Genomic DNA, 16,350 nt, shown 5'->3' with positions numbered 1-16,350 from the left:
CAGAACATTCTCTCATACCTCGCATAATATCTTACTTTTTAAAAAACTTCATTGAACATTCATTGTGAACTTCATTGCAGATTTTTGTTTAGGGTAAAAAAAAAGGGCAGTAAAAACTGCCCTTTTTGAATTTTGATTTGGGTTGGAACGATTACATTCCCATTCCACCCATTCCTCCCATGCCACCCATGCCACCCATTCCTCCGGGCATTCCAGCAGGTGCTGCATCTTTTTCTTCAGGTTTGTCAGCTATCATAGCTTCGGTTGTCACCAATAATCCTGATATAGATGCTGCGTCTTGTAAAGCCGTTCTTACAACTTTCACAGGATCAATAATACCTTTAGCGAACATATCACAATACTCTTCGTTTTGTGCATCATATCCATGTGTCTTTTTATTTTGTTCTAAAAGTTTGCCAACAACTACTGATCCATCTACACCAGCATTTTTTGTAATTTGTCTAATAGGAGCCTCTAATGCTCTTCTTACCAAATCAACACCAGCTTTTTGATCTTCACCTTTAGCTTTAACTTTTTCAAGTTCTTGAGCAGCATACAATAATGCACAACCACCACCAGTTACGATACCTTCTTCAACAGCAGCTCTTGTCGCGTTTAAAGCATCTTCAACTCTATCTTTTCTTTCTTTAACTTCAACTTCTGTTGCACCACCAACTTTAATCACTGCAACACCACCAGCTAATTTTGCTAATCTCTCTTGTAGTTTTTCCTTGTCGTAGTCTGAAGTTGTTTCATCAATTTGTTGTTTGATTGAAGAACATCTAGCCTCTATATCTGATTTTTTACCTGAACCATTCACTATAGTGCTGTTATCTTTATCAACCTTAATTTTTTTACATGAACCAAGATCATCAAGTTTAACATTTTCAAGTTTAATTCCTAAGTCCTCAGAAATAACTGAACCACCAGTAAGAATTGCAATATCCTCAAGCATAGCTTTTCTTCTGTCACCAAATCCTGGTGCTTTCACAGCTACAACTTTTAAACCACCTCTTAATTTATTTACTACCAAAGTAGCTAATGCTTCACCCTCAACATCTTCAGAAATAATCATTAATGGCCTTCCAGCTTGAACAACTGCCTCTAAAAGAGGAACCATTGGTTGTAGATTTGTTAATTTTTTTTCGTGTAATAGAATAAAAGGATTTTCTAATTCAGTTGTCATCTTATCACTATTCGTAATAAAGTATGGAGACAAATATCCTCTATCAAACTGCATACCTTCAACAACATCTAATTCTGTTTCAATTCCTTTGTTTTCCTCAACCGTGATAACACCCTCGTTACCAACTTTTTGCATTGCTTTAGAAATCATAGTACCGATTTCTTTATCACCATTTGCAGAAATTGTTCCAACTTGAGCAATCTCATCACTATCTTTTACTTTTTTAGCTGAAGATACAAGATTTTGTTTAACTACATCCACCGCAGCATCAATTCCTCTTTTTACATCCATAGGGTTCATGCCAGCAGTAACATATTTTACACCTTCTTTTACGATAGCTTGTGCGAGAATAGTTGCTGTAGTTGTTCCATCACCAGCTTCATCATTCGTTTTGCTAGCAACTTCTTTAACCATTTGAGCGCCCATGTTTTCAAATTTATCTTCGAGATCAATTTCTTTAGCAACAGAAACACCATCTTTTGTAATTCTTGGAGCACCGTAAGATTTGTCCATAACCACATTTCTTCCTTTTGGTCCAAGTGTTACTTTAACTGTATCAGCCAGGATATTAACTCCTCTAATCATTGCTGCTCTTGCTTCTGCATCAAATTTTACTACTTTTGCCATTTTATTTTCTCCTTTAAATTAAATTATTTGCTTGAAATTCCCATAATGTCCGACTCTTTCATTATGCTGTATTCTTTGCCATCAATTTTAACTTCAGTTCCTGACCATTTGCCAAATAAAACTTTATCTCCAACTTTTACATCCATTGATATTGTTTTGCCGTCCTCAGTTTTTGCGCCACCACCAACTGCAACTACTTTGCCTTCTTGAGGTTTTTCCTGAGCTGTATCAGGTATGATTATTCCACCAGCAGTTTTTTCACTGCTATCTAAAACTTCTATTAAAACTCTATCGTGTAACGGTCTAAATTTCATAAATTCTCCTTATTAATATGGTCTTCATATAGAGATTGGCCTTACTATTTCAAGATATACTTAAAAATTAGTTAGTTAAAAAATAAAGGAATTTGAGGGTTTTATGGTTTATAGATTAATTTGATGACTAAAAATTTAGATAATGAAGGCCTAAGTTCTATCGCAGACAATTATCAGCTATTTTATATTGATTTATGGGGAGTGGTCCATAATGGGGTCACACTTCACCTTGAAGCAATAAAAGCTCTTAGAGAAATCAATAAAAAAAAAAAGAACTATATTTTACTCACAAATGCACCCAGACCTAACCATGCAGTTAAATCTTTTTTAGAAAAACTAGGCATGGAAAAAGAAATTAGAGACCATGTTTTTACCTCTGGTGAGGCAGCTCTCATTTATTTAAAGAAAAATTTGATTAATAAAAATTTTTTTCACGTTGGTCCACCAAGAGATTTTGATTTATTTAAAGAATTTAAAAAAATGAAATTAGATAATATAGAAAAAAGCGAATATATTTTATGCACTGGATTGTTTGATGATCATAATGAGGACTTAAATTTTTATAAAGATCTGTTTGAAAAAAATATAAAAAAAAAGATGATTTGTACAAATCCTGATCTAATTGTAGACAGAGGAAACACCAGAGAATTTTGTGCTGGTTCCGTTGCGATGGTTTTTGAAAAAATGGGTGGAGAAGTTGTTTACTTTGGAAAACCTTATCCTGAAGTTTATAATCAATCTATCGATAACAAAAATAAGAAAATTCTCTCCATAGGTGATAATTTAAATACTGACATAAAAGGAGCGAACCTTTTAAATTATGACTCTTTAATAATTTCAAATGGAATTCATAAGGATGAGATTAAAGAAAAAGGAATTGAAAAAGTTGCAAAATCTTACGAAGCAATTTGTAATTATATTCAATCAGAATTGAAATGGTAGAATCAAAGAAAATATATAAAAATTTTGATATCAATCCAAGATACAAAAACTCAATTATATTGATTGGCAACTTTGATGGAGTTCACAAAGGACATCAAAAATTATTCTCATTAGCTAAGAAATATAAAAAAAAATATTCCTCAAAAATTGGTGTGTTGACTTTTGAACCAATGCCCAAAATGTTTTTTAATAAGAATTTAGATAATTTTAGAATTTCTAATTTGCAGCAAAAAATTGATAATCTCAAAAATCTTAATGTGGATTTTTTGATAATAAAAAAGTTTGATCGAAAATTCTCAAAAATAAAATCTATAACGTTCATTAAAGAAATATTAGGTAAAAAGTTAAAACCAAAATTCATTTTTGTAAGCAATAATTTTAGATTTGGAAATAAAAGAGAAGGTAACGTTAGACAGTTAATTAATTTTGAGAGAATATGTGGTTATAAGGTAGTTAAACCACAACCATTGTTAACCAATAAGAAAATAGCATCTTCATCGCTGGTTAGAAAACTTTTACAAAAAGGAAAATTAGAGAAAGCCAATAAAATTCTAAATAGAAATTGGTCAATTGTTGGAAAGGTTCAAAAAGGAAGACAGCTAGGAAAAAAAATTGGTTTCCCAACAGCAAACATTGATATCAAAGACTATATTTTAGCCTGCCCAGGTGTATATGCAGTAAAAGCAAAAAGATATGGCAAAAACAATTACTTAAAAGGGATTGCAAATTTAGGCTATCGACCAACATTTAATGGAAAAAAAATATTATTGGAAGTTCATTTATTTAATTTTTCTGGAAATCTTTATAATAAGTATTTAACAGTAGAATTTAAAAAATTTATTAGAAAAGAAAAAAAATTTAAAAATGTCGACCAACTTAGAAAACAAATTAAAACTGACTTATTAATAGCAAAAAAATAAAATGAGCAAATCTCAAATAAATCTTCCTAAAACCGCTTTTTCAATGAAAGCAAATTTGCCAACACGAGAACCTGAAATTTTGAAACTCTGGCAAAACATAAATCTTTATGATGAATTAAGAAAATCGAGAAAAGGAGAAGAAAAATTTGTCCTTCACGATGGTCCTCCATATGCGAATGGTAATATACATATGGGGACAGCTTTAAATAAAATTTTAAAAGATATAATTGTGAGATTTCATCAAATGGATGGAAAAGATTCTGTTTACGTTCCAGGGTGGGATTGTCATGGATTGCCAATAGAATGGAAAATCGAGGAACAATACAAAAAAAATAAAAAAAATAAAAATGAAGTTCCAATCGTTGAGTTTAGAAAAGAATGCAGAGCCTTTGCAGAAAAATGGATAGATGTTCATAAAGATCAATTTAAAAGGTTAGGAGTTGTAGGAGATTGGGATAATTATTACTCCACAATGAGTTTTGATGCTGAAGCTCAAATAGTAAGAGAACTAGGTAAATTTTTAAAAGAAGGAAGTTTGTATAGAGGATTTAAACCTGTTTTGTGGTCTACTGTTGAAAAAACAGCTTTAGCAGATGCAGAAGTTGAGTACCAAGATCATAGGTCAGATACTATCTATGCATCTTTTCCAATTAAATCATCAAATATTAAAGAATTAAATGATAGTGAAATAGTAATTTGGACAACTACCCCTTGGACTATTCCAGCTAACAAAGCCTTGGCTTATAATGAGAGCCTAGATTATTTATTAATTGAAGTAAATGACGATGGAGACTTTAAAAATAAAAAAATTGTTATTGCAGATGCATTAATTGATACAGTTGTAAAAGATACCAAAATTCAAAGTTTCAAAAAATTAAAAAATTTTAAAGGTAAAGATTTAAAAGGAACAATTTGTAATCATCCTTTTTTAAAACTTGGTTATGAATATGACATACCTATGCTGGAAGCACGTTTTGTTACTACAGAACAAGGTACTGGAATTGTTCATTGCGCGCCAAGTCATGGTCCTGATGATTTTAATTTGTGTATGAATAATGGAATTAAAGCAATTGAAACAGTTGATGGCGATGGAAGATATACAAAAAATGTAGCACTTTTTGAAGGGATGCATATTTTTAAATCTAATTCGATTGTGATTGAAAAATTAAAAGATCAAAAAAAATTATTATCGAGCGGTGAACTTGTTCACTCTTATCCTCATTCATGGAGGTCCAAAGCACCATTAGTTCACAGAGCAACTCCTCAATGGTTTATTTCTATGGATAGTCATAAACTCAGAAATAAAGCTTTAAAAGCAATTGATGAAACAACTTTCTATCCTAGCAAAGGAAAAGAAAGATTAAAATCGATGATTGAAACAAGACCCGACTGGTGTGTTTCAAGACAAAGAGTATGGGGAGTTCCATTACCTATTTTTATTAACAAGAAGACAGGTGAAATTTTGGTTGATGATGAAGTCTTTGAAAATATTGCGAAAATTTATGAAAAAGAGGGATCTGATTGTTGGTTTTCAGACAACCCACAAAAATTTCTCGGAAAAAAATATAAAGCTGAAGATTTTGAAAAGTTAAGTGATATCGTAGAGGTTTGGTTTGATAGTGGATCTACACACTCATTTGTATTAGAGAAAAGAAAAGATTTAAAGTGGCCTGCATCTATGTATCTCGAGGGCTCTGATCAACACAGGGGATGGTTTCATTCGTCTCTTTTAGAGTCTTGCGGAACTAGAGATCGTGCACCTTTTGAGTCTATTCTGTCTCATGGTTTTGTAGTTGATGGCAAAGGTTTAAAAATGTCAAAATCCTTAGGAAATGTAATTGCGCCTGAAGACATTCTCAAAAAATATGGAGCTGATATACTTAGAATTTGGGTCGCTTCCTCAAATTATGCTGAGGATCTTCGAATAGACTATTCAATATTAGATCAGCATGCTGAGTCTTATAGAAAAATAAGAAATACATTTAGATATTTGCTTGGAAATCTTAATGATAATTTTGAACAAATAGATTTAGAAAAAATTAAAATTGAGAATTTACCTGAATTAGAACAATTTATGCTTCATAAAATTTACAATTTAAATTCTAAATTTAACAAGTATTTCAAAGATTATGATTTCCATAATTTGTATAAAGAATTATTGAATTTTTGTACTGTAGATCTATCTGCCTTTTATTTTGATATAAGAAAAGATACTTTGTACTGTGATCCATTAAATTCTGAAAAAAGAAAATCTACTCTTATATTGCTAAATGTTATTCTTAACTCTTTACTAAGATGGTTTGCGCCAATATTATCTTTCACAACTGAGGAAATTTATCAACTTATTTCAAAAAATAAAAAAAGTATTCATCTCGAGAAATTTTTGAATTTCCCCGAAAAATTTGATAACTCGAACTTAAATTCTAAATGGGAACAATTAATCAAAATAAGAGATATTTGTAACCTTAGTATTGAGCAAAAACGAGCAAGCAAAGATATAGGATCTAGTTTAGAAGCTGCGTTAATCGTAAAATTGAATAACGAAAACCAGAAATTTTTAAAAAATATTGATCTATCAGAACTTTGTATAACTTCTTCAGTCAAAATTGAGAATGGTGATACTAATGAAATAATTGTGGAAACAAGTAAAGCAACAGGTGAAAAATGTCCAATATGTTGGAAAATCAGAAGTGCACCATGTGAAAGACCAAATTGCAAATAAAATGTTAAAAAAACATTTAGTAGATTTTTCTATAATTATTTTTATTTTTTTAATTGATCGAATTAGTAAATTATTGATCATTAGTTCTCCAGAAACTTATGAACAATATGGCATTAGTGTTACATCTTTTTTAAATTTTAATTTGATTTGGAACGAAGGTATTGCTTTTGGTTTATTTTCTTTTGATGAAAAACTATATTATAATTTTCTAACAATCTTTATTTGCCTAATAACCGTCATCATTATTTGGCTAATGTTTAGATCTAGTGGATTTGAAAAATTAAGTTATATGATGATTATAGGTGGTTCTCTCGGAAATATTTTTGACAGAATATTTTACTCTGCGGTGCCAGATTTTATAGATATACATATTAACAATTTTCATTGGTTTATATTTAATGTTGCTGATATATTTATCACTATTGGCATAATTTTTTTAATATGTTTTGAAATCTTTGGTAAAAAAATTTAAATGAGATTTATTTATAATACTTTCCTAATCTTGGCATTATCCTCATTTTTATTTTCTTGTGGAGGTTTCAAACTACAAAAGAAGGCTACTTCAGGTGAGGAATTTTTAATAGAAAAAAAAGATCCTTTGGTTTTACCACCAGACTTTTCTAAATTACCAAAACCTAATGAGCAACCCGAAACTACAGATAAAGATATTAATATAAAATCTGTGTTTGATGGAAATCAAAATAGTGCAGAGGAGGATAATAATCAGAATTCATCAAAATCTAATATTAAAAAAAGTATTTCAGAAAAAATCCAAAAACAATAATGTCAACCAAAAATCTTATTTTTGAAAATTTTATAAATAAAAAAGTAAATTCAAAATTAAAAAAATTTTTAAAAGATTTAATTTCCTCGAAAAGTGAAGTTATAAATTCTTTATCAAAAAACTACAAATACAGCTATACAAAAAAATCTATTAAAAAATATAAAAAATATAAAGATATTAGAGTTTTTGGTATGGGAGGATCCTCTTTAGGAACAATGGCAATTTATGATTTTTTAAAACATAAAATAAATAAAAATTTTTATTTTCTTGAAAATCTAAATCAAAAAAAAATATTTCCAAAAAAAAATTATCTTAATTTAGTAATCTCAAAATCTGGAAATACGTTAGAGACAATTGTTAACTCTAATTTATATATTAAAAAAAATGATAAGAATATTTTAGTTTCAGATAAAAAAGATAGTATTTTAAGAGAAATAAGTATGAAGCTAAGAGCGGATATTATTGATCATAATAACTTTATTGGTGGAAGATATTCAGTTTTATCAGAGGTTGGCATGTTACCAGCAGAGTTAATGGGGTTGGACACTATGAAATTTAAAAAACTTAATAATTTAGTGGCCAATAAGAAATTTTTAAATTCAATCATAATTAATGTTTCAAATATTTTAGAGTTAGTTAAAAGAAAAAAATTTAATTCAGTAATCCTCAGTTATGATGAAACTGCAGATAATTTTTTAAAATGGTATCAACAATTAGTAGCCGAAAGTTTAGGAAAAAAAAAAAATGGCATTTTTCCAATAATATCAAATATGCCTAAAGATAATCATAGTTTAATGCAGTTATATTTGGATGGTAATAAAAACAATTTTTACACATTTTTTTATACGAAGGATCGAAATTACCCAAAATTAAATCAAGATATGATTCCTGGTTCTTTAAAATTTTTAAAAAGAAAGGATCTAGGTGATATCCTTTACTCCAAAATCCTAGCAACAAAAAAAGTTTTCCAAAAAAAAAATATACCATTTAGAAGTTTTTTTATAAAATCTAAAAATGAAGAAGTGCTAGGTGAATTATTTACATATTTTATTTTAGAAACAATTCTTCTAGCTAGGGCTTTGAAAATAAACCCTTACGATCAACCAGCTGTTGAACTTATTAAAATAGAAACAAAAAAACTTTTAAAAAGATCTTAATTAGCAAAATATACCTTGGAGACACCATAAGTTCGAGTATCGAGAATATTAATTTTTTCAGTTATTACTATTTTATCTTTTTTATGTCTGTGAATAATTAAAATACCGTCTTTCTTAAGAAGTTTTCTAAAAATAATCTTTTCAATTAACATATTAATTTTTATTTCTTTGTAAGGAGGATCAATAAAAATTATATCAAATTTTTTATCTATTTTTTTTTCAGAGTCAAAATATTCAAAACAATTATCCTTCAAAATTTTAAATTTTTTTTCATTTTTGAAAAGAAGAAGATTTTTTTCTAATACTTTAATTGCTTCAAAATAATTCTCAAAAAAACATACATATTTAGATTCTCTTGATAAACATTCGATTCCAAAAGACCCAGAGCCGGAAAATAAATCTAAAACTGTAGAATTTTTTAAATTTACATTCATTTTTTTTGAATGTTCTAGAAGATTGAAAATTGACTCTTTCACTAAATCTTTTAAAGGTCTAGTGTTTTTATCCTTAGGTAATAATAACTTTTTTCCTTTAAATCTCCCAGAAATTATTCTCATTACGATATAATCTTATAACCAATATCTTTTCTAAAATATCCATTTTGCCAATTTAATTTATTAATTAAACTTATGGCTTTATCTCTACCAATTTTTAAATTATCAGATTTAATTACAAAATTTAACACTCTCCCACCATTAGAGTATATTTTTGAATTATTTACTTTAGTCCCCGCATGAAAAATGTATTCATTATCTTGAAGCTTAATTTCTTTAAGGCCTTTTATTTCTGAATTATTTTTAAATTCATCTGGATATCCTTTTGAAGCTAAAACAACGCAAATGCTTTTATCTTCAAACCATTCTAAATTTATATTTTTTAAATCCTCATTTACAGTGGCAACCACAATGTCTAAAAAATCGGTTTTGAGTCTTGGAAGTATTGTTTGACATTCAGGATCACCCATTCTTACATTATATTCAATTAAAAAAGGCTCTTCATCTACAATCATTAATCCCGCATATAGAAAACCTCTAAATTTGTTTTTTATCTCTTTTAAACCTTTTAATGTTGGTTCGATTATTTTTTCTATTATCTTTTTTTCCAGTTTTTCACTTTCCAATCGAGAAGGTGAATAGGCCCCCATTCCTCCCGTGTTTTTACCCTTATCTCCTTCCAAAGCTCGCTTGTGATCTTGTGCTGTTCCAAATATTTTATAACTGATACCGTCAGAAATTATAAAGAAACTCATTTCTTCGCCTTTTAAAAATTCCTCAATTAAAATTTGTTTTGCTTCTCCAAATTTTCCATTGAAAATTTCTTCAACTGCTTTTTTTGACTGATCATGAGTTTCACAAATATAGACGCCCTTACCCGCTGCTAAACCATCAGCCTTTACAACTATAGGAAATTTACACTCACTTAAGAATGAAAGACTGTCTTGAATGGTATTAAAGACACCAAATTTTGCAGTGGGGATATTATATTTTTTACATAAATTTTTTGTGAAAATCTTTGAACCTTCAAGCTGTGAAGAAACACGATCTGGACCAAAGACTTTAATTTTATTTTGTTCCAAGAAGTCGACTATTCCATCTACCAGAGGTTTTTCAGGACCTACTATTATTATGTCTATACCTAGTTCTTCTATAACTCTTTTTAATTCCTCAAAATTATTCAGATCAATCTCAATATTTTCAGCAATAAAGCTAGTACCCGCATTTCCTGGAAAACAGTAAATTTTGTCAATATTTTTTGATTTTTTTAAAGATATACATATGGCATGCTCCCTTCCACCGCTTCCTATTACTCCAACTTTCATATAATTATATATAAACTATAAATCATGAAAAAATTAGCTAAATTAAAATATTTACCAAATAATTTCAAAATAATTGAGAATGGTGACCATGTTCTATGTGCAGTTTCAGGTAAAAAAATTTCTTTGGATAATTTAAACTATTGGAATGTGGAAACTCAAGAGGCCTATTTTTCGTATAAGGAAGCTCATCAAAAAAGAGAATCAGAAAACTAAATCATTATATTTTCCATCTATTATGTGTCCAAATCCATTGTTTTGGGTTTGCGATAATCATTTTTTCTAAAATTTTATTTAGTTCCAGTGTAATTTTTTCAACAGAGTCACTTTTAGAAAATTGAATATTATCAAAAATTTTAATTTTAAAATTATCATCTGTTAATCTTTCAATACTAATAGGAACTACTTCAGCATTAAATTTTTTGATAAACTGAGCTGGTATTGTAGTCGTGAGAGCCTCTTGACCAAAAAAATCACATTTTATTCCTTCAGAAACTCTTTGATCAATCATTAAAGCAATAGACGTCCCATTTTTGAATTCTCTTAGTAACTGCTTTGTACCAGAAATTCCTTTTTGAATTTGTTTTTTGCAAATATAATTTTTTCTTATATTTTCCATTAGTGGATTTAGAAATTTATTATTCAAAGGTCTATAAATTGCAGCTAAATCAACACCAGACTTTTCAATATGCATTGCCATTAATTCAAAATTATCAAAATGTCCTGATATAAAGATTACCGGAGTATTTTTTTGCTTAATTTTTTCTAAGATTTTTTGATTTTCTATAATAATTTTTTTTGAAAATTTAGGAGATTGCCTGAAATTTTTTATAAAAATATATTCAGCAAAGATTTTACCATAAGTAGCCCACATATCGTTTACAATTTTATCTTTTCCATTTTCATCTAATTCAGGAAAAGCTATATTTAAGTTAGCATGAGAAATTTTTTTTGATCTAAAATGAGGGCCAATTGTTTTGAAAATAAAACTTGAAAAAGATTTCGATAGTTTCAATCTTAAAATCTTAAATAATAAAAATAAAAAAATAATTAAAATAAACTGTATAAAATATTTAATTAATTTCATTTATTTTGGTTTTTAAAAATTGAACAAGCTTAGTTTCATCCTTAATTTGGATATTTATTTCTAAAAAATTAATTTTTTCTTTAAAATTTTGAGGAATTCTTTTGAAATCTTTTTCAGTTGTAATGATTTCAGCATTATTGGAATTTGCTTTATTTATGATTTCTGAAATATCTTTATCTTGATAATTATAATGATCTGGAAAAGTAATCTCCTCAATTATTTTAAATTGATTTTTAAGAAGTAACTTTTTGAAACTATCAGGATTTCCAATTCCTGAAAAAATAATATAATTTTTATCAATATCGAATTGATTAATATTCTTTATATCAATATTTGTTTCAAAAATTTCAATATTTGGATTTATATTTCTGATTTTATTAAAAATATAATCTAAATTTGAGTTTTCATTAACTGTTTTTAAAAATATTCCATGATAGTTTTTTATAGTATCTATTTTTTCTCTTAATGGTCCAGAAGGTATTAAATGACCGTTTCCAATCCATTTCTCACTATCAAAACAAGCAAACTTTATATCATAATCGATCCACTTTTCTTGAAGTCCATCATCAAAAATTATCATATCAAATTTCATCTCAATAGCTTTTTTAACTATTTTTTTTCTGTCAGTTAGTGAGATGAAATTTGAATTATCTTTAAGAAGTTTTTGTTCGTCCATTTGATTATTATAAAATTTTTTTGCAGTTACCGGATTAATATTCATTTTCTTTAAAAGATTATATAGAAGTAATGAAGTTGGAGTTTTTCCAGTACCTCCAACATATAAGTTTCCAACACATAGAGTTTTTATTTCAGTGAATTTTTTCTTTGGTATAAGATTTGAGATAATATTATTGATTTCAATAAATATTGTAAAAGGATAAAGCAAATACGCAAAAAAATTTGGTTTTTTAAAATCCCAAAATTTTGGTTTTTTTAAAATCATTTATTAATTTCTTTAAAGGTTTTATTTAAAATATCTATTCCTATCAAATGTAAATCCTTAATTATTTTTTTTGAGTTATTTTTGGAATTAAAATATTTGATGATATAGTTAATTAGTTGATCTTGATTAGTTATTTTTCTTGATAAATTTTTTTTATTAAGAAATCTATAAATTTCTTTAAAATTTGAAATATTTGGACCATGCAAAACTTTACAACCATATCTAGTTGCTTCTAATGGGTTTTGACCACCATGTTTAATTAACGATCCTCCTAGAAAAATATTTTTACAAACTTTGTAGAACAATTTTGTTTTTCCATAAGAATTTACTAGATAAATATCTGTATTAGGGTCAATTTTCTTTTTAGGTTCGTCTAAATGAACTTTTAAATTTAAGTTATTGAGTTCTGTCTTAATTGCATTAATTCTGTTAATGTGCCTTGGAATAATTATTGTTAACAAGTTTTTGAATTTTTTTTTCAACTTTATGTGTGCTATTCCACAAAACTTTTCTTCATTATAGTGAGTGCTGGACGCACACCATGTTTTCCTTGAGTTAATTAAATTCACCAGGTCTTTATTTAGGTTTGTTTTTTCATTTCCAGATTGACTAAATTTTAGATTACCTATTATTTTTATATTTTTTGCCCCCAGTTTTTTCAAATATTTTTTTGTTTCAATATTTGATGAAAGACATAAATTAAATTTACTAAAGATTGATTTTGCAAAGGAAGAAAAAACTTTCCATCGAATAAATGATTTTTTTGTGATTCGTCCGTTAAGAAGAAATATTGGTGTACTTCTTTTGTATAAGTTATTTATAGTAATTGGCCAAATTTCAGAGTCTATAAAAAAAGCCTTTGCAGGTTTCCAATAATTTAAAAACCTTTTGGAAATAAAATTACAATCAATAGGAAAAAATTGATGTATTGTTTTTTTTAATTTTAAATTTTTAATTATAAACGATGAGCTTACAGTATTAGACGTAATTAATATCTGTTTAATTTCCTTATTTTTTTCAAATCTCTCTATTAATGGAATAACACTTTGGATCTCACCCACGCTGGCTCCATGAAACCAAATTAACTTCCCTTTATTTCTTTTTTTTGAAAAAAAACCTATTTTTTCCTTAAATCTTAATAAGTCTTCCTTACCCTTAAATATTCGAAAAATGATTATTAATGGAGAAAAAAAAAATACTAAATTTATTAAGATTTTATAAATAAAAAACATTAAGATTTTAATTGCTTATCATAAAAATTTTTATAAATAGATGAAGTATTTAATAGTTCATTATGATTTCCCTCTGCAACTACGCTTCCTGAGTCAATTACGTAAATTTTGTCTGAATTTAGAATTGTAGATAATCTATGGGCTATAACAATTGTCGTTTTATTTTTTGTAAGGTAATTAATTGCTTTTTGAATTTTATCCTCTGTTTCTGCGTCTAAAGAAGAGGTGGCTTCATCTAATAGAATTATTTTACTTTTTTTAAGTATTGCTCTTGCAATCGATAATCTTTGTTTTTCTCCACCAGATAATTTAACACCATTTTCACCTATCACAGTGTCATATCCATTTGGCATACTTTTTACAAAATCTTCACAATTAGATAATTTTGCAGCTTCAATGATTTCTTCATCTGAAGCTGTAAGTCTAGAATACTTTATATTATTTTTAATAGTATCATCGAATAAAGATATATCCTGACTTACTAATGAAATATTTTCTCTTAAAGATGAGAGTGAGTGTTCATCAATCGGTTGATTATCTATATAAATTTTTCCACTTAATGGTTCATAAAATCTTGGGATAAAATTTAAAATAGTAGACTTTCCTGCACCACTATGACCAACTAGCGCAGTCATTTGATCACTTTTAAATTCTAAATTCACTTTATTTAAAACATTTTTTAAACTTTCAGAATACTTAAAACTAACGTCTTTAAAGTTTACGTTCCCTTGATCGATTTTAAGGTGTTTATCAGAATTTTTGTCGCTATTATCCTCGTCAATAATTGGCAACAATCTTTTGGCAGCTGATAAACCTTGATGAATACCCATGTTCAAAGTCGCTAATGTTCTCACAGGCTGGTAAGCCAACATCATAGCTGCCAAAAATGAAAAAAAATTATTCAATTCTAGTTCACCTTTTATTATCAAACTACCTGAATAATAAATTAATCCTCCAATCATTAAGCCAGTTAGAGTTTCCATTATTGGTGTTGCTCTAGTCATAACAGTCTGGATTTTAACTACTTTATCTTTAAAGGTGTTTATAATTTTAGTTAACCTTTTATTTTCATATTCCTCTGTTTGAAAAATTTTAATAACTTTATGATTTTTGATAATTTCAATAAAAAATGAACTTAAAAAACCAGAGACTTCTTGAGATTCTGTAGTTACTTTGCCAATTCTTTTGCCCAAAGACTTTGCAGCAATGGATGCAAGAGGTATCATTATTATTGCGAATATTGCTAGCTTCCAATTTTGATAAAACATCACACCTATTAAACCAATCAATGTCAAACTATCTTTCGAGAATAATAAAATTGTGTCTGTTACAAGTTTCATAACCATACCCGCGTCGTAACTGATGTGTGAAAGAAATTTCCCTGTATGTTTTTTGTTCATTTTTTCAACATTTGATTTTAAAATTGATTGCATAATTTGTAATTGAAGAACTTTTTGAACTTCACCGCCTACTTGAATGAGTAATGTTTTTGCCAAATAAAGAGAAGTGCCTTTAACAGCAAATGTAATCAAAATAATAATAGGAATTATTAACATCAGCTTTTGATTTTTTTCAATAAAAATTTTTTCTATAGCTGGATCAAGCAGGTAAGCAATCATTGCAGTACTACCCGCAACTAATATTGAAAAGAAAATAGAAAGAAAAATTTTTGTTAGGTGTTTTTTTGTATATCTTCTATAAAGATCTAATAAAATTTCTAAATTAGTCATTTAATTTAATCTACCAATAAGAATACAAATTAATATTAATAATCCTAAAAAGTTATTACTTTTAAATATTTTTAGACATTTTTCTTTATCTTCTTTATTGAAACTCATAATTTGAATAACTAATAGATGAAATAAAACTGCCATAGTTCCTAAAAAAAAATAATAATTAAAATTTAATTTGATACCAGTAACAACAAAAAGTAAGGTGAAAATGAAATAACATATAGATAAAAATATTTTTGGATTTTGTTTAAACTTAATTGATGTTGATTTAACTCCTATAATTTCGTCATCTTCAATATCTTGAAACCCATAGATAGTGTCGTAACCCAATGTCCAAAATATGGCGCCAAGATAAAATATTATTGGAATAAGACTTATTTCCTCATTAATAGATGTCCATCCAAGTAATAATCCATAATTAAAAGTTATGCCTAAGAACAGTTGAGGCCAATAAGTAAATCTTTTCATCAATGGATAGGTGAAGGCCAGAGGCATAGATGCCAAAGCAATTGCTATAGTAAAAAAATTAAAGTTAATTAAAACTAAAAAAGCAAGTGAGCACAGAATTCCTGAATATAGTAAAGCAAGTTTAATTGATATTTTTCCTGAAGCTATTGGTCTATCTTTAGTTCTAAATACTTTTTTATCATATTTTCTATCAAGAATATCATTTACTATACATCCAGCAGACCTCATTAGAACCGAGCCTAAAAAAAATAGTAATAAATAAAAAAAATAAATTTTAAAGTCAGATGAAAAATCATACGCTATTGTAAGCCCCCATGCACATGGCCAAAATAACAGCATGTATCCAATCGGTTTTTTTAGTCTGGTAAGTTCTACAAAAAGATTTAATTGGTTCATAAGATTTTACTTGTAAATAACAA

16 protein-coding genes are annotated in these 16,350 nt (G+C 27.7%); 7 read left to right on the top strand and 9 right to left on the bottom strand.

The features are described from left to right. Nucleotides 1-151: 151 nt before the first annotated feature. Both groL and groES read right to left on the bottom strand, forming a co-directional pair. Entirely contained in the window at nucleotides 152-1,813 is a 1,662-nt protein-coding gene (gene groL, locus B5L73_RS05960; protein ID WP_085149259.1) for a chaperonin GroEL, read from the bottom strand. A gap of 23 nt (nucleotides 1,814-1,836) precedes the next feature. Beyond that, entirely contained in the window at nucleotides 1,837-2,127 is a 291-nt protein-coding gene (gene groES / locus B5L73_RS05955) for a co-chaperone GroES (protein WP_085149254.1), read from the bottom strand. A gap of 123 nt (nucleotides 2,128-2,250) precedes the next feature. On the opposite strand from groES, the gene B5L73_RS05950 reads away from it, so the two are divergent. From B5L73_RS05950 to B5L73_RS05925, 6 genes are read left to right on the top strand one after another with little or no spacing between them, the layout of a single operon-like run. Then, nucleotides 2,251-3,069: a TIGR01459 family HAD-type hydrolase gene (locus B5L73_RS05950; protein WP_085149251.1), complete on the top strand. Its 819-nt coding sequence runs from the start codon at nucleotides 2,251-2,253 to the stop codon at nucleotides 3,067-3,069. After that, nucleotides 3,063-3,989 (top strand): bifunctional riboflavin kinase/FAD synthetase, encoded by a 927-nt coding sequence (locus B5L73_RS05945; protein WP_085149248.1) that lies wholly within the window; start codon nucleotides 3,063-3,065, stop codon nucleotides 3,987-3,989. Before B5L73_RS05950 ends, B5L73_RS05945 begins: the two co-directional genes overlap by 7 nt. A 1-nt stretch (nucleotide 3,990) precedes the next feature. Next, a complete protein-coding gene (gene ileS / locus B5L73_RS05940) occupies nucleotides 3,991-6,711 on the top strand; it encodes an isoleucine--tRNA ligase (protein ID WP_085149245.1) in 2,721 nt (906 codons plus the stop codon). Next, nucleotides 6,689-7,183, top strand: a complete 495-nt coding sequence (gene lspA / locus B5L73_RS05935) for a signal peptidase II (RefSeq protein WP_232309656.1) — start codon at nucleotides 6,689-6,691, stop codon at nucleotides 7,181-7,183. The genes ileS and lspA overlap by 23 nt, the downstream gene beginning before the upstream one ends. Beyond that, nucleotides 7,184-7,495: a DUF3035 domain-containing protein gene (locus B5L73_RS05930; RefSeq protein WP_085149241.1), complete on the top strand. Its 312-nt coding sequence runs from the start codon at nucleotides 7,184-7,186 to the stop codon at nucleotides 7,493-7,495. Further along, nucleotides 7,495-8,652: a hypothetical protein gene (locus B5L73_RS05925; RefSeq protein WP_085149238.1), complete on the top strand. Its 1,158-nt coding sequence runs from the start codon at nucleotides 7,495-7,497 to the stop codon at nucleotides 8,650-8,652. Before B5L73_RS05930 ends, B5L73_RS05925 begins: the two co-directional genes overlap by 1 nt. On the opposite strand, the gene rsmD is transcribed toward B5L73_RS05925, so the two are convergent. After that, the gene (gene rsmD / locus B5L73_RS05920) at nucleotides 8,649-9,209 is read right to left on the bottom strand and encodes a 16S rRNA (guanine(966)-N(2))-methyltransferase RsmD (protein ID WP_085149235.1); all 561 of its coding nucleotides are present in this window, start codon (nucleotides 9,207-9,209) and stop codon (nucleotides 8,649-8,651) included. The genes B5L73_RS05925 and rsmD overlap by 4 nt on opposite strands. Continuing rightward, complete coding sequence (gene purD, locus B5L73_RS05915; RefSeq protein WP_085149232.1) at nucleotides 9,209-10,471, bottom strand: phosphoribosylamine--glycine ligase; 1,263 nt, start codon at nucleotides 10,469-10,471, stop codon at nucleotides 9,209-9,211. The genes rsmD and purD overlap by 1 nt, the downstream gene beginning before the upstream one ends. A 21-nt stretch (nucleotides 10,472-10,492) precedes the next feature. Between purD and B5L73_RS05910 the strand changes: the two genes are divergently transcribed. Continuing rightward, the gene (locus B5L73_RS05910) at nucleotides 10,493-10,684 is read left to right on the top strand and encodes a DUF2093 domain-containing protein (protein WP_085149229.1); all 192 of its coding nucleotides are present in this window, start codon (nucleotides 10,493-10,495) and stop codon (nucleotides 10,682-10,684) included. A 4-nt stretch (nucleotides 10,685-10,688) separates the two neighbouring features. Here B5L73_RS05910 and B5L73_RS05905 read toward each other — a convergent pair whose 3' ends face one another. From B5L73_RS05905 to ubiA, 5 genes are read right to left on the bottom strand one after another with little or no spacing between them, the layout of a single operon-like run. Further along, complete coding sequence (locus B5L73_RS05905) at nucleotides 10,689-11,555, bottom strand: lysophospholipid acyltransferase family protein (RefSeq protein ID WP_085149226.1); 867 nt, start codon at nucleotides 11,553-11,555, stop codon at nucleotides 10,689-10,691. Then, a complete protein-coding gene (lpxK, locus tag B5L73_RS05900) occupies nucleotides 11,542-12,498 on the bottom strand; it encodes a tetraacyldisaccharide 4'-kinase (RefSeq protein WP_085149223.1) in 957 nt (318 codons plus the stop codon). The genes B5L73_RS05905 and lpxK overlap by 14 nt, the downstream gene beginning before the upstream one ends. Beyond that, complete coding sequence (locus B5L73_RS05895) at nucleotides 12,495-13,730, bottom strand: 3-deoxy-D-manno-octulosonic acid transferase (RefSeq protein WP_085149220.1); 1,236 nt, start codon at nucleotides 13,728-13,730, stop codon at nucleotides 12,495-12,497. The genes lpxK and B5L73_RS05895 overlap by 4 nt, the downstream gene beginning before the upstream one ends. Continuing rightward, a complete protein-coding gene (locus B5L73_RS05890; protein ID WP_085149217.1) occupies nucleotides 13,730-15,460 on the bottom strand; it encodes an ABC transporter ATP-binding protein in 1,731 nt (576 codons plus the stop codon). The genes B5L73_RS05895 and B5L73_RS05890 overlap by 1 nt, the downstream gene beginning before the upstream one ends. Continuing rightward, nucleotides 15,461-16,327, bottom strand: coding sequence for a 4-hydroxybenzoate octaprenyltransferase (ubiA, locus tag B5L73_RS05885; RefSeq protein WP_085149214.1), 867 nt, complete (start codon nucleotides 16,325-16,327; stop codon nucleotides 15,461-15,463). Nucleotides 16,328-16,350: the final 23 nt, after the last annotated feature.

It is taken from the genome of Candidatus Pelagibacter sp. RS39, from assembly GCF_002101315.1.
Taxonomy (GTDB): Bacteria; Pseudomonadota; Alphaproteobacteria; order Pelagibacterales; family Pelagibacteraceae; genus Pelagibacter.
The sequence above is the reverse complement of the archived record's forward strand: the minus strand, read 5'-3'. Positions and strand labels throughout refer to the sequence as shown.

What these genes read in the sequence shown, in the direction of transcription:
- groES (WP_085149254.1), bottom strand. Translation starts at nt 2,127, where the DNA reads ATGAAATTTAGACCGTTACACGATAGAGTTTTAATAGAAGTTTTAGAT.
- groL (WP_085149259.1), bottom strand. Translation starts at nt 1,813, where the DNA reads ATGGCAAAAGTAGTAAAATTTGATGCAGAAGCAAGAGCAGCAATGATT.
- B5L73_RS05905 (WP_085149226.1), bottom strand. Translation starts at nt 11,555, where the DNA reads ATGAAATTAATTAAATATTTTATACAGTTTATTTTAATTATTTTTTTA.
- B5L73_RS05950 (WP_085149251.1), top strand. Translation starts at nt 2,251, where the DNA reads ATGACTAAAAATTTAGATAATGAAGGCCTAAGTTCTATCGCAGACAAT.
- B5L73_RS05930 (WP_085149241.1), top strand. Translation starts at nt 7,184, where the DNA reads ATGAGATTTATTTATAATACTTTCCTAATCTTGGCATTATCCTCATTT.
- B5L73_RS05890 (WP_085149217.1), bottom strand. Translation starts at nt 15,460, where the DNA reads ATGACTAATTTAGAAATTTTATTAGATCTTTATAGAAGATATACAAAA.
- purD (WP_085149232.1), bottom strand. Translation starts at nt 10,471, where the DNA reads ATGAAAGTTGGAGTAATAGGAAGCGGTGGAAGGGAGCATGCCATATGT.
- ileS (WP_085149245.1), top strand. Translation starts at nt 3,991, where the DNA reads ATGAGCAAATCTCAAATAAATCTTCCTAAAACCGCTTTTTCAATGAAA.
- rsmD (WP_085149235.1), bottom strand. Translation starts at nt 9,209, where the DNA reads ATGAGAATAATTTCTGGGAGATTTAAAGGAAAAAAGTTATTATTACCT.
- ubiA (WP_085149214.1), bottom strand. Translation starts at nt 16,327, where the DNA reads ATGAACCAATTAAATCTTTTTGTAGAACTTACCAGACTAAAAAAACCG.
- B5L73_RS05945 (WP_085149248.1), top strand. Translation starts at nt 3,063, where the DNA reads ATGGTAGAATCAAAGAAAATATATAAAAATTTTGATATCAATCCAAGA.
- B5L73_RS05925 (WP_085149238.1), top strand. Translation starts at nt 7,495, where the DNA reads ATGTCAACCAAAAATCTTATTTTTGAAAATTTTATAAATAAAAAAGTA.
- B5L73_RS05895 (WP_085149220.1), bottom strand. Translation starts at nt 13,730, where the DNA reads ATGTTTTTTATTTATAAAATCTTAATAAATTTAGTATTTTTTTTTTCT.
- lpxK (WP_085149223.1), bottom strand. Translation starts at nt 12,498, where the DNA reads ATGATTTTAAAAAAACCAAAATTTTGGGATTTTAAAAAACCAAATTTT.